The 13,203-nt window shown below is 24.5% G+C and carries 14 protein-coding genes; 9 read left to right on the top strand and 5 right to left on the bottom strand.

Translation table 11 applies throughout. The features are described from left to right. The first annotated feature begins 91 nt into the window (after positions 1-91). Complete coding sequence (locus tag T324_RS0102980) at positions 92-709, top strand: hypothetical protein (RefSeq protein ID WP_028328897.1); 618 nt, start codon at positions 92-94, stop codon at positions 707-709. 156 nt (positions 710-865) lie between these two features. On the opposite strand, the gene T324_RS17855 is transcribed toward T324_RS0102980, so the two are convergent. From T324_RS17855 to T324_RS0102955, 5 genes are all read right to left on the bottom strand, one after another. Beyond that, the gene (locus T324_RS17855; RefSeq protein ID WP_156920138.1) at positions 866-3,193 is read right to left on the bottom strand and encodes an N-6 DNA methylase; all 2,328 of its coding nucleotides are present in this window, start codon (positions 3,191-3,193) and stop codon (positions 866-868) included. A gap of 101 nt (positions 3,194-3,294) precedes the next feature. Next, positions 3,295-3,462 carry a hypothetical protein gene (locus T324_RS17995; protein ID WP_156920137.1) on the bottom strand — a complete coding sequence of 56 codons (168 nt, stop codon included), beginning with the start codon at positions 3,460-3,462 and terminating at the stop codon, positions 3,295-3,297. A 68-nt stretch (positions 3,463-3,530) separates the two neighbouring features. Further along, positions 3,531-5,579 (bottom strand): terminase gpA endonuclease subunit, encoded by a 2,049-nt coding sequence (locus T324_RS0102965; protein ID WP_028328895.1) that lies wholly within the window; start codon positions 5,577-5,579, stop codon positions 3,531-3,533. A gap of 3 nt (positions 5,580-5,582) precedes the next feature. Next, positions 5,583-6,239 carry a hypothetical protein gene (locus T324_RS0102960; RefSeq protein ID WP_028328894.1) on the bottom strand — a complete coding sequence of 219 codons (657 nt, stop codon included), beginning with the start codon at positions 6,237-6,239 and terminating at the stop codon, positions 5,583-5,585. Positions 6,240-6,647: 408 nt separating this feature from the next. Then, positions 6,648-6,995 (bottom strand): hypothetical protein, encoded by a 348-nt coding sequence (locus T324_RS0102955; protein ID WP_028328893.1) that lies wholly within the window; start codon positions 6,993-6,995, stop codon positions 6,648-6,650. Positions 6,996-7,253: 258 nt separating this feature from the next. On the opposite strand from T324_RS0102955, the gene T324_RS0102950 reads away from it, so the two are divergent. The 8 genes from T324_RS0102950 (at position 7,254) to T324_RS0102910 (ending at position 13,181) form a co-directional block, all read left to right on the top strand. Then, positions 7,254-7,520 carry a hypothetical protein gene (locus T324_RS0102950; protein WP_028328892.1) on the top strand — a complete coding sequence of 89 codons (267 nt, stop codon included), beginning with the start codon at positions 7,254-7,256 and terminating at the stop codon, positions 7,518-7,520. A 313-nt stretch (positions 7,521-7,833) separates the two neighbouring features. Continuing rightward, a complete protein-coding gene (locus T324_RS16605) occupies positions 7,834-8,133 on the top strand; it encodes a hypothetical protein (protein WP_038374962.1) in 300 nt (99 codons plus the stop codon). 73 nt (positions 8,134-8,206) lie between these two features. Continuing rightward, a complete protein-coding gene (locus T324_RS0102940) occupies positions 8,207-8,515 on the top strand; it encodes a hypothetical protein (RefSeq protein ID WP_028328891.1) in 309 nt (102 codons plus the stop codon). Positions 8,516-8,801: 286 nt separating this feature from the next. Then, entirely contained in the window at positions 8,802-9,152 is a 351-nt protein-coding gene (locus T324_RS0102935; RefSeq protein ID WP_028328890.1) for a hypothetical protein, read from the top strand. A 12-nt stretch (positions 9,153-9,164) separates the two neighbouring features. Further along, a complete protein-coding gene (locus T324_RS0102930) occupies positions 9,165-9,425 on the top strand; it encodes a hypothetical protein (protein ID WP_028328889.1) in 261 nt (86 codons plus the stop codon). Positions 9,426-9,460: 35 nt separating this feature from the next. After that, positions 9,461-11,056 carry a DNA polymerase III subunit beta gene (locus T324_RS0102925; RefSeq protein ID WP_028328888.1) on the top strand — a complete coding sequence of 532 codons (1,596 nt, stop codon included), beginning with the start codon at positions 9,461-9,463 and terminating at the stop codon, positions 11,054-11,056. A gap of 337 nt (positions 11,057-11,393) precedes the next feature. Continuing rightward, complete coding sequence (locus T324_RS16600) at positions 11,394-12,398, top strand: FtsK/SpoIIIE domain-containing protein (RefSeq protein WP_028328887.1); 1,005 nt, start codon at positions 11,394-11,396, stop codon at positions 12,396-12,398. A 174-nt stretch (positions 12,399-12,572) separates the two neighbouring features. After that, on the top strand, positions 12,573-13,181 hold the full coding sequence (locus tag T324_RS0102910; protein WP_028328886.1) for a hypothetical protein: 609 nt from the start codon (positions 12,573-12,575) through the stop codon (positions 13,179-13,181). Positions 13,182-13,203 lie beyond the last annotated feature (22 nt).

Genomic DNA, 13,203 nt, shown 5'->3' with positions numbered 1-13,203 from the left:
ACAATGTATACAAAAAATAGATACTATAAGATGTTTACAAAATAAAAATATATTTTATAATTCTGCTAAATAATAAAGTTAGGATTTAATTATGAGTAATAAAAAAGAAACTAGAATATGCCCTAAATGTAAGGAAGAAATAAAATATTGGGCTACTGTTTGCCCTAAATGTAAGGAAGAAATAAAATATTGGGCTACTGTTTGCCCTCACTGCAGAAGTAAAACAACACCTCCTAAAATTATAGGTTTTATTTTTTTAATAATAGTTATATTAGCAATTATATCTTTAATTAGTAACAATTTACCTTCTAAAGAAGAATACGTTAATAATAATGATAATAATAATAATGATACAGAAACTTATAAAAGAGAAGTATGGAATAGAATTATGGTAGAACCTGAACATTTTACAACTTTAGATATTTTACCTATGACAGATAATAATGGCACTGCTTATTTAAGTGTTATGGTTTCAAATAAAATGGATTATCCTCTGCCTGAATTAGGAATGAAATTCGATATTTTTGATACAGAAGGTAAAAAAAGAGCTTATGCAGTAGGTACAAATGATTTAGCTAGTTTTGAAACTTGGAATTTTAAATGTATAATATACACTTATTCAAAACAGCCTGAAACTTTTGATATTGGCGACATAAAATTAGTTGACTATAATTTCAAAAAAATAAAGGAATATATAAAAATAGATTAAAAGATATTTATTCTTTGTCTGTTTTATTATTTTCATCTTTTCGGAAAATTTAGTATTAATAATTATATTAAACAATATATAGCCAAATAATTAATTTAACATGTAAAGAAATTTTGAATAAAAAAATAATATATATAACTGTATAGATTTATTTAATTATTTTAAACCTATATCAACACTGATATTATTTATAATGTTAAGTTCAGATATAATATTTTTTTTAATTTCTTCTATTTTCAAATATTTTTCTGCTATTTCTTCTTGCTTAATTATATCGTAATTTCCATTATTATCAATTGGTATTTTTATTTTTATTTTTTCTATAAGTTCTTTTCCTAATCTTTTATTAGAACCTTCGCCTACTTTATGTAATGGCAATATGTTGTTTAATATTGCGTATAAATACTTTATTGATATTTTATTTTTAAATTCATCTTTTAAAAATAAAGCTCCGCAATGTGTTGTCATAGAAAACTTGCCATTTCTAATAAAAACTGTACCAACATATGTACCATCTGTAGTCCAAGTTAAACATTCGCAATCATAATCATAAGTGTTTATATAATCAATTATGCCTTTATCTGTTGTTTTAGAGGAATATACAGGAAATACACCTTTATTTTTATTCATATATTTTTTTGTATATTTTGAATTACCTTTTTCTATAAAAAAAAGACCTGTTTCACCTCCTATATATTTTTCAGTCATTTCACAGGTTTCAGTTAGAGAATACATATCTATTAACTGCTGATGTTCTTTTACATTATCTACTATCATATTTATCGTATTTGAAAAATCAAATATAGAAATAGGTTTATTTTTTTCTATTATTCCTAATTCAGCTTTTTCAGTTTCTGTCCAATCTTTTTCAATAATCCATTGTGTTTCAATATTATCTATAAATCTAGCAATATCCTGTATTTTGCATCTATTATCTGAATTTATTTCTGAAAAATATTCTTTATTTCCATTAAATAAATTAAACAATTTTACAGCTTTTTTTAAATCATCTTGTTCTATATCGAATCTGTTTATATCTCTACTTTCTCCTATTTCGCTGCACAAATAAGTAAATACAGGTGATGTTTGTATATCAGATAAATTATTTTTTTTAGTTATAGCTAATATATATGTTTTTTTAGGAGTCGTAAAAAAAGTCTTTATAGGTAATGATATAATGGCATCTATATAGCAGTTATCTAAAATAAATTTTCTAAGATTTTTATCATACTTTCTATTAAAAATACCATCAGGCAATATGATAAATGCTTTACCAGATGGCTTTAATGCTCTAACAATCCATTCCATAAAAAGCCCTTCAACACCTAAAGAATTTATTTTAAAATAATTTTTAAGATTTATATCTTTTAATATTTCTTCTTTAAGATTACTGCTTCCGCTTGTAACATATGGAGGATTTGTTAAAATTAAATCATACATATTTTCAATAGGTTCTGATAAAGTTCCTAATATAGAATTAGTTTTTAGTGTAAATGTTTCATTAAATAAATTTGCAAATTCTTTTGTATATTCAGGGTTTTCCTTTATAATATCACAAAAATAAATAAGCATATTTGCTTTAGCTAAAATAATAGTTTTTTGCTCATCTTTATCAAATCCCTTATCAAATCCAACTATTTTAATTTTACACTCTATTTTATTATCTTTTATAAAAAAGAATTTCCTAATATTTTCTTTTATAAACTCCAAAGGAAATTTGCCAACTCCGCAGGCAGGATCACATATAACTATTCCTTCCCTTAATTCACTATAAGCCATTTCATTTATAGCTCTTACTACTTTAATTGGAGTAAAATATTGCCCCCAATTTTTTTTACTAATACTTTCTTTTAGAAAACTTTCAAAAAGTTTACTTTTAAAATCATAATCTATATATTCTAACTTTCCATAATTATTAAATTTTTCTAATACTTTTCTAAAAACAGTACCATATCCATCTATTGCTTTTTGTTCTTTACTAACAAATATTGTACCATTAATAATAGTTGTTTTATCTATACCAGCAGGAAATAATTCTTTTATTTTTGGTCTTATAATATCTGCATAATGCTGTAAAACATAATTTTCTTCATTTTTGCTATATTTTTTTAAAAGTTCATAAAAATTAAAATCACCTTTTAATATATTCAAATCACTCAAATATTTAAAAATAAACAATTCTACAAAAGTATATAAACAGTTTTCAGGAGTAGCGCCGCTAACACTCCAAACATCCTGCCATATTTGTTTAGATAAATCTGTTGGATCAATTAATTTTTTAGGTAATATTCTATCATTATCACTGTTTATAGAATGAATAATATTATTTATCACATCAAATAGTTTAGTATCTTTATAATCAAATAAATATTTAAAATCTTGACCATTTTTATCTTTAATAGTATTTCCTGTTAATACATTTATCCACAATGTTTCTTTTGTATCTGTTGCTATCATTAATTTTGTATTTAATTGTTTTGCCACATTAATTTCTTGATTAATGGCTTTATTTTTTTTATATTCAGTATTAAAATTTCTAGGAGATTTATATTCTATAATTGCTATAATATCTTTTTCTTTAGTAATTAAAGCATCAATTTTTTTTGATCAATATCTTTACCATAATCAATATTTCTAATTATATTAGCACTTTTTAAGGTTTTTACAGTAGTAGAACCTATATTATAAAAATTCCATGTTCCTATTTTATCAGGATTTTTAATTAAATCTCTTTGTAGAAGCTCTTCTGACATTATTAACCTTTATATAAAAATATAATACTAATATAATAGTATAGTATAAATTTCAATATTTTTAAATATTAAAATGTACTCAAATTATTTTCATCTTTTTTTTCAGAAAATTTATCTAAATGCTCAAACCAAGCCCCTGAATCAGATAAATAATGCCATAATTCTTTATAATTAATATTTCCTTTATCATCTTTTCTTGCTATATTATCAATATAGAAAAATGCTGCTGCCGTACTATAAGAAAATATATCTAATGCTTCATTTCTTTTCTGCCCTGTTCTTAATACCCAATCATATTTTACCTTTCCGCTTGGCAAATGTTTTTTTATCTTTTCTTCTGCTGTAAGCATTCTAAAGAAATCTATATTCACATCATTAGGAAAATATGCCCATCTAGGAGGTAAGGGTTCTTCTTCTGTAAGTTCTAATGCCAAAGCACTGTAAACTTCTTCTTTAGCTATATTTGAATTAATAATTAATGAATAAGGTCTTTTATTTTCATTGGTTTCTTGTTTTCTAAATAATTTACCTGTACTATCTCCCTTAATAGGAAATATAATATTACCGTTTACTTTAAGCTGATTATGTATATTCTCACAAAAATCTGTTACAGTAGCAGGAATAAAACCTTTATCAATAAAAATCATAGAAGCATAAAAGTCTAAATGCGATGATTTTATCAATATTTCAAGCAGTTTCCAGCATCTGCTATTTAAATTTGAAGTATTTCCGTCTAATCTATGATAACCTATTAAATAGCTTCTATATCCTTCGCACCATAAAAATACTCCTACTTCTATATAATTTTTTTGTATATCTGCTGCTATGTTGCAGAACAAAGGCTTGTAAGGAAGATTCTCTATATCCAAAGTAGACTGAGTTATCTCTCCGTATTCATTTATTCTTTCTCTTAAATAATTATCTCTGTTTTTATTAAAAATTCTTTCATAAGGCGGAGCTTCTTCATAGGATTTATAAGTTTCTCCCAAAACGGTATTACAAAATACTTTCATATAAGTATTATCTCCGTTTTTTTCAAACTCTAATGCTTCTATATAATCATAAACTATACTTTCCCAGCTTCTAAACCCTAAAGGTGCATACAATGATGATAGATGATAGCTTCTTCTATTAGGATTCTTTGATTTTGCTAAGGGTATCCATTTTGCCTTGCCTCCGTCTTCAAAAGTTTTCAAAAAATATTCCTTATCAGCTTCTTTCCAATGAGATCCGCAGTATTTACATTCATAATGAACTGAAGAAGGTATTAATATTCCGTTTTCATCTAATTCATATTTTAATCTTTCAAACTCTAATATTTGAAGTTCTCCGCAGTCCTTACAAGGCACATGATAATATCTTTGATCGCCTTTTAAAAATCTTTCTTCAATATACGATTCTCCTGTAGCCATCTTCGGTGTGGATTCTATAAGTATTTTTCTCATCAAACTATAAGCATCTGTTCTTCTTTCTGCCAAAGTTATAGCATTTCCTTGTCCTCCAACATCGCTTTTTGCTTCATCTGCTTCCGTAATTATTAAAACTTTTATGGAAAATGATTTTAATTTTGATATTGTTTGAAGTCCTCCTATTTGAATAAAGCCGCCATCAAAAGATTTATAGTTTTTTGTGTTTCCTGTTTCTCTGCTTTTTTTATTTTTATTGGCAGATTTAATTAAATGTCCAAGCCCTGATTCTTCTATAGATGGGTTCATTCTTAAAGCGAATATCTGCTCGGCAACTTCTGAAGTAGAAGCCAAAAATAAAATAGGTGCTGGAGAATTACCTATTAAATAAATCATTAAGTTTTCATCAATTCCTACAGTTACTCCAATTTGTGCTCCTTTCATAAAATCTACATATTGAATAGGGCTGTCTTCATCAAAGTTTCTTATTATTTCTCTTAAATAAGGTGTGATTTTATAATTATAAAGTCCGGGAATTGCCGAAACTCTTTCATTTAATACTCTTGTTTTTTCTATATAATTAATAATATCTGTTTTTTTTCTAGGCTGTAAATATTTTCTTACCATATCCTCTATATATAAAATATCATCATCAGCCCATTGAATTAATGTAGTTTTTGATAAAATATTCTCTAAATTAATACCTTCCACAATTTAGCTGCTCCTTAAATTATCAAAAAACTTCCTATTTTCATCTACTACATAATTAAGCAAATCTTCAATATCTTTTTCTAAAACATTTCTCATATCTATCATTAAATCTTCTATAGGTAATTCAACTTCATATTTATTTTTTATAAGATTAGCTATAGCATTTGAAAGTCTTTTTGGCAAAAGTTCGCTTCTTGCTCTTAAAGTAGACAGGATATTAGGCAAAACTAATTCTAAATATTTTCTTTCTATTAATTTTCCTCTTAAAATCTGATATTCAAAGGATTTTTTTACCGCATCAGCTGTTAGAGAGTGTATTTTTGCTGTTTCTATGTCTAAAGTTTCATTGATTACAGGCTTCTTGCTTCCAGATTTAATAAAAGAACTTATTTTTTGATTGTCATTTTCTGATAAAGGCTCTATTTCAGCTTTTTTTATGTTTTTTTCAGATGATTTTTCTTTTTTGATTAATTTATCAGTATAAATATTTCTTGATAGATTCCATTTTGCTTTGGACTGTTCTAAATCTATAAGTATTTTTCCATTATCATCTCTAATATATACTATTCTGCTGTCATTTCTTTTTATACATTGTGTGATATTAGCCTTAGAACAGCCTATTATTTCTGAAAATTCTTTTAACCCTACATAAGTCGCCATATATTTAGTTTGCTTTCACAATTATGATTAATTAAAAAGTAAATTAAATTAACGTTCCGAACAAGTTAACTAGTTAACTAAAAAGTTAACTTTTAGTTAATTAACTAAGCAAAAACGCCTTAATTTTAATGTTTCACAATACAAAATCAACACAAATTTATCATACTTTATTTTATTTTTAATTGATTTATAATCAAAGAATACAATATTAGCTATAAATTAGGCTAAAAACTGTACTATAAAGGCATTATTTTTAGTGCGTTTTTAAGAGTAGAGAGGGACTTTATTAAAAATGAATGCCTTAGGGTGTAAATTCAGTTAACTAGTTAATCAGTTAACTTTCAAAAAAACTTTGTGAGAAAATTTTTCCGGCGGGCACAAAAGCCCACATAGGCGAAAAAAATCAGTTTACAGTACCTTTTTTGTATCATCAGAAGAATTTTTATTTATTAAACTAGCTAAATTATTAATAGATTGATTTAATATATTAATAGAATTATTCAATTTATCTATTTGAACATTACTATTATTTTGATTATCTACTATTATATTATTATTTTCTATATTAGAATCAGCTTGTTTATTCTCATCAGTATATTTTTTAAAATATTCCCGTAAAGCATAAGTAACAATTTGATTTTTATTCATTCCGGTTTTTTCAACAATATCATCAAGTAAATTAAACTCGTCATCATTTAAATTGATTGTAGAGCTTAGCCTCTTATATACGTATTTTTTTTTGTTTAATTCGTCCATAGCATAACCCCTTTATTTTTTATTTATATATAAGAATATAATATATTTTTAAATAAAAATCAAGCACAATTTAAGCACAATAATATTAATAAATTATATTATTCTATTCAAAAATAGGATAAACCCAAGAAAAAAGCAATTTTTTTAATATTTTTGAATATTTTTTGTGCTTTTTGTGCTTAAAACTATTGACATTTAAGCACAAATTGAGTATAATATATATATATAAACAATGAGAGAGAGCGGGAGGGCTTAACAATGACTATAATAAAAAAAGAACAATTAAAAGAATTAATAACTAAAGATTACACAGTAAACAACAGAACTACAATAACATTCTGCAAAAACAAAATAATCTTTAAAAACACAAAATTAAAAGAAGCTATAACAATAGAAACTAAAGAACAGTATAAAACAAAAACAATCAAAGTATTTACAGAACATTTAATTAAAGAACTTCAAACACTTAACAAATTAAAAATTGAAGTAGAGGACAAAGTTTTTATAAACGGAATAAAATATTAATTTGCTATATAAAATACTATCCCTACACAATAGTATTATTATATAAATCTAAAAAATAAGGAGGATAAAAAAATGTTAGAGTTTCTATTTATTACTATTTTGTTAGATATTCTGACAATATTAGTAATAATCAAACATAGTAAATAATACTTGCTATGTTTGGGGCTTGTATACTAGCAATATACAAGTCCTTAAAAGCTGGCTTTATTATAACAGCTTATAAAAAAAAAGCAAGTAAAAAAATAGACAGGTAAGTAAAAAATAAACCTGCCGCAGATTTAAGAAAAAACTAAAAAATTAAAGGGGCTTAATTATGACAAAAACATTAAAAGAATACGATTTTATACAAGAATTTGAATCAAACGAAACATATAAAAATAATTTTTCAAGAATTGGATTAATAGAATTATTTGAATATTTAGAAGAATTTGAAGAAGAAACAAACGAACAAATTGAATTTGACATTGTAGCATTATGCTGCGATTATGGAGAATTGACAGAAAATGAATACAAAAAAGAATACAATATAACAGATATAGACGAAGACGAATATATTATAAGAAAATTTAAAAATTATAATGATGTAGATTCTGTATTATATTACAGACATTAATAAAAAAGCTAGTTAGTATATTTTTTCACTAGCTAGCTTATAAAAAACTAAAAAAATCAAAAGGGCTTGAAACATGAGAACTATTTTAAATAAAAATACATTTATAGAATTATTTGAGTATTATGCAAAAGAATCGGCATGTATACAAGGATATAACAAAAAAATAAATAATTGTACGGCTTATGAATATTTGGGCTTTACTTTAGAAGGTTTAACAAGTCTTTATAATCATTTAAAAAATAGTAATGAATGTATAGACATAGAGCAATTAATAATTGAAGTAAAGGAAATAGAAAAAAAAGATTATACGGATAATTTAGAAATAATAACAAAGTTTGAAACAGAGGATAAAAAGGAAAAATATATTATAAAAAATATATAAAAAAGATTAAATCAAAATAGCTAATATTTTAATAAAGGCTATATAAACAGCTTGGGACTGTATTATATAAATTTAGAGTGATGGGAGGCACTAAGATGGATAAAACCACGCTTTTAATTATTACTATGATAATAGACTTAATAACAATCGTAGTAATAATCAATAATAGTAAATAATTTGCTATTATTGGGGCTTGTATACTGGTAATATGCAAGTCCTTAAAAGCTGGCTTTATTATAACAGCTTATAAAAAAAAAAGCAAGTAAAAAATAAAGGGGGCTTAATAATGATTACTTATGAAACATTAAATTTAAATACAAAAAAGATATTAAAAAAAGAAATAAATAAAATATTAAAAAAAGACAATGTATTATTATCTAATAACGAGTATACATACTCAGCATATTATTATATAAGAGAAAGAAGCAATATAATAAAAGAATTATCTTTTAAAATATCAAATATAGATGAGATCATAATAAACATACTAGAAAATGAATATAAAAATATATCTACTATAAGACAAACTATATTTTATAGAAACAAGCAAAAATTATATAACTTCTTAAAAAATGATTATAAAGATTTTGACAGCGAGGAAGAGAAAAGAGAAATTTTAAAGCAATTAAGATATTAAAGGCGGTAGTCTATGGATATACAAACATTTTTACAGCTTAATAAAGACAATAAAAAAATATCTAATGAGGGTAAAAAAGAACTTTTTTATTATTTTGAAAGAAGTATTAAAAATAGCTTTTTTGACTTAGATATTAATTATAAAGATTTAAGCAGCTATAAAGAACAGAATAAAAATACTTTTATGCGTGAAAATCATTTAAACGATTATAACATCGGCTTAGCAAGTAATTTAATAGCTTGCTACGATGATAAAGTATTAATAATAAAATAAAAACTAAAAACAATAACAAAATAAAGGGCTTAAATATGGAACAAATAACTAATTATATAACAATAAATACTAAAAACTTAAAAGATATAAAAAATACTTTTATGTCAATAATACAAAGCAAAGTAATATATAATATTGAAAGCAATGTATTATTACAGCTTAAAAATAATATATTAACTCTTGCCGCAACTGATAAAAATATTTTTATAGAAAAAAGAATAAAAGTAATAAATCATAATCAAGACAATTTCAGAATATGCGTATATGCTAAAAAGTTTTTTGATATAATAAAAGAACATGATGCAGACTTTATAAATATATCAGTACAGGAAAATCAAAAAATATATATGTTTTATAAAGGTACTTATATCATAAAAAAAGAAGATAAATACAGCAGAGAAAGAAAAATAAATACACAGCATTTAATCATAGGTATGAATGCGGACGAATACCCGGACAGCCATATTAATAGAAATTTTAAAGATTATATAATATTAAATAAAAAAGAACTTTTTAATATATTCAAAAAAAGTATAAATACAGTTTCAAAAGATAATTTCAGAAGTCCGGCATTAAAAGGCTTATATTTTGATTTTTTAGATAATAATACATTAAATATAGTGTCCACAGACGGCAGACAGATAGCTATTTATAAAATGAATTACGAAGGCAGAAAATTAAATAATGCCGTTATACCAAGCGAAGCAATAAAAGCATTATTAAAAAATATCTCTAATATAGATAAAGATATTGATAATGAAGATACAGTAAAAATATTTATTAATGACGAATATATACAAATAATAGACAATGATTATATATATACAAGTTCTTTAATAGAAGCATCATATCCAAATTATAAAAGTATTATACCATGTACAGCAAATGAAAAATATAAAGACGAATATAAAAAACTATATAATGTAATATTAAATAATCAGCAGATGATAGAAATACAAAAAGCAGTAAAAAGTCTAAAAAAATCAAACAAAATAAAATCAAAATGCTTGAAAATGAAGTTTAATAAAAATCAGCTTATTTTGACAATAGCAGATTATGCCGACAGCGACATACATAATATATCAAATGTAATAATAGATAATATAAATAGTAATATAGAACATACATTAAATATAAATTATGATCATCTATTAAATATATTATCTCAGACAATTAATAAAGATAATAATAATAAAATAACTCTTGAAATATATAAAGAGCCTTCAAAACCATTAAAAATACTACATAATAATGCTGTATTTTTAATAATGCTTATGGGAATAGATGAGGAATATAATAAACAGATAGAAGAGTATATTAAAAACTTTATAGAAAGTAAAGAACATACAAAAGAAAATACAGCAAAAGAAACAATACTAACAAGACAGCAAAGAAGATTTATTATAAGACAAAATAAAAAAGAACATAATGTAACATTTATAAAGTATAGCAGAAAAATTATTGATTATAATAATTATAATGCTATTGAATTAATCAAATATATTAACAGCTTAAAAATGACAGATGATGAGAAAATAGCATTATTTAATATGAAGTACAATAATTGTAAAAAGCCTTATACATGGCATATTACGGATACCAAAAAAATAGATATATTGAAAACAGCGTAAAGATGATATAAATTAAGCCCTTTTCTCTAAGCTAGTTATATATATTAGCTAGCTTCACGAAGTGATAATAAAAAAATAAAACAATACTTAATAAGGAGGAACTGCAAATGATAATAGGGACTTTAATGTGTTTCAATGTTTTATTACAATGCTTAATAGTTTTAATTGAACATTCTTTTAAGGCGATAGTTTTTGTATTTAATTTAATAAAGCATATTAAAAATAATAAAAAAAGGAAACTAAAAAAGAATATAATTATCCAAGACTTGATTTATTAAACGAAAGCAAAGAAACTATATCTAATGATTATATAAATATTGAAGAGATAGAAAACATATTGAAAGAATTAAAAATTAATATAATTTCAAAGGAAGTAAAAGAATCAAGAATAGCTATTAATTATATATTCAAGTATGATAACAGCATAATAAAAAGCTATACACTAAGTACATTAGAAAATAGCTTAAAATGCGTGTTCGGCGATAATATAAGATTAAATAAATATTATGCCCCAAAGACATTAGCTATTGAATATATAAAAATAGATAATAGCAGATATTTTGGCTTAAAAGAAGTTATTAATGATGATAATAATTTTGAACTTCCTTTATACTTAGGCATAAACACGGATAATGAAAAAACAGCTATTGATTTAGCAAAAGCACCGCATATGCTTATAGCAGGAGAAACAGGAAGCGGTAAAAGCGTATGCTTAGCATCTATAATAACAAGCCTTATATATAAGAAGACGGATGAAGAATTACAATTAATGCTTATAGATAAGAAAAATGAATTAAGCATATTTAATGAACTTCCGCATTTGATAGATAATTCATTGAACAACGATGATGATATAATATCAGCACTAAGAAATATTGAAGGAGAATTGAGAGAAAGAAACAATAAAATAACAAAGAAAGGAGCAAGAAATATACAAGAATATAATAAAAGAGTAAGAAATAAACTTCCATATATAGTGCTTATTATAGATGAGCTTCAGGACTTATTAAGCAGAGATATAAAGAAAGAAGCCGAAAGAATAATAAATACTATAGCATCTTTAGGAAGAAGTGCCGGTATACATTTAATAGCAGCCACACAAAGACCTAGTGCTAAAGTGCTAACAGGCGAATTAAAAGCGAACTTGCCTACAAAAATAGCTTTATCAGTTGCTAGTAATACAGACAGCAGAGTAATATTAGACCATAAAGGAGCAGAAGATTTAATAGGCAACGGTGATGCCTTGCTAAAAAGAAAAGACAGTATAAAATTAGAGCATATACAAGTACCGAATATTACAACTGAAGAAATAGAAAGAATAATAGAATATATAAATAGATAACAGCCGTAAAAAATTGCCTACACGAATGTGCAATTTATTGTATATAGCCTAGCAGCAATTTTTTCGGCGGAACAATAATAGAATATATAAATAAGTGAGCCGAAGCATATCGATAATTTATTATCGATATAATTAAAGCGTAGGCGAACATAATAATAATTGGAGTTATAAAAAATGACAAACATATTAAAAACAATATTGAGATATTTATCAATTCCAATATTAATACCTTTTATATGGGTGCTTAAATTAATACATACTATAAAACTCAGTCTAATAAAAGATAATGAAATAGAAAAAACAGCCTCTTTATTAAAACTTACTTCTTTAATAGAGTCATTACATAGTTATATAAAGGGCGAAGATACGGATACATTAAAGGTAACATTCCAAAGAAGATATAAAGACGGAAAGCTATATACTTATGATTGGGAATATTGGGGAGGAAAAGAACCCACAGATGAAGAAATTGATAAATACATAGAAGAAGAATTAATAGCCAAAGGAGTAGAAGGCGAAGAAGATGAATATACTCATTGGACTGAAGAAGATTGGGATATATACGAAGAAGGAAATAGACTTATTTATGCCGTTTATAAAGCAAGAGAAAACCGTAAAATAGCAAATAATGAAGCTATTGTTTACGCTTATGATGAAGATATAAAAGAAATAATGAGTATGCAGTCCTCAAATCCCCATGAAGCATTAGAAAGAATAAAAAAGATAATAGCAGAAGATGAAAACCCAGATGAAATTATGGTTATTTACAATTTTACAAAATAAATATAAGCCATTTTTTTGCGAA

The sequence above is a fragment of the Brachyspira alvinipulli ATCC 51933 genome, from assembly GCF_000518245.1.
Taxonomy (GTDB): domain Bacteria; phylum Spirochaetota; class Brachyspiria; order Brachyspirales; family Brachyspiraceae; genus Brachyspira; species Brachyspira alvinipulli.
Note: the sequence above shows the minus strand (reverse complement) of the source record. Positions and strands in the feature narration are given on the sequence as shown.